This is a genomic window from Kitasatospora papulosa, from assembly GCF_000717245.1.
GTDB lineage: Bacteria > Actinomycetota > Actinomycetes > Streptomycetales > Streptomycetaceae > Streptomyces > Streptomyces papulosus.
The window spans coordinates 1-349 of record NZ_JNYQ01000077.1 but is presented as its reverse complement, the minus strand read 5'-3'; the positions used below and the strand labels follow the sequence as shown (position 1 = coordinate 349).

Sequence of the window (349 nt, the reverse complement as noted above, 5' to 3'; positions counted from 1 at the left end):
GCCGTTTCTGCAGGGCCTGCCCCTTTTTACGGGCGCCGGCCGCGTGCTGATGAGCGCGGGTGATCGTGGAGTCCACGGAGACCAGCCAGTCGACGTCTCCCGCCGCATCCTTCTGAGCCTGGACGGCCTCAAGCATCCGCGTGAACGTGCCATCGAGCGCCCACCTGCGGAAACGTGTGTACAACGTCCGCCAGGACCCGTATCTCTCCGGCACATCACGCCAGGCCGAACCGGTCCGCAGCTTCCACACGATTCCGTTCAGCACCACCCGGTCGTCCCGCCGGGGCCGCCCCGTTTCCGTCCGCGGAAGCAGCCCCGACAGAACATCCCACTCTTCATCCGAGAGCTC

1 protein-coding gene is annotated in these 349 nt (G+C 66.8%); it reads right to left on the bottom strand.

From position 1 onward, the window contains the following. The coding region (locus tag IA22_RS34680; RefSeq protein ID WP_030125886.1) for an IS5 family transposase at positions 1-349 on the bottom strand (349 nt) is incomplete at both ends.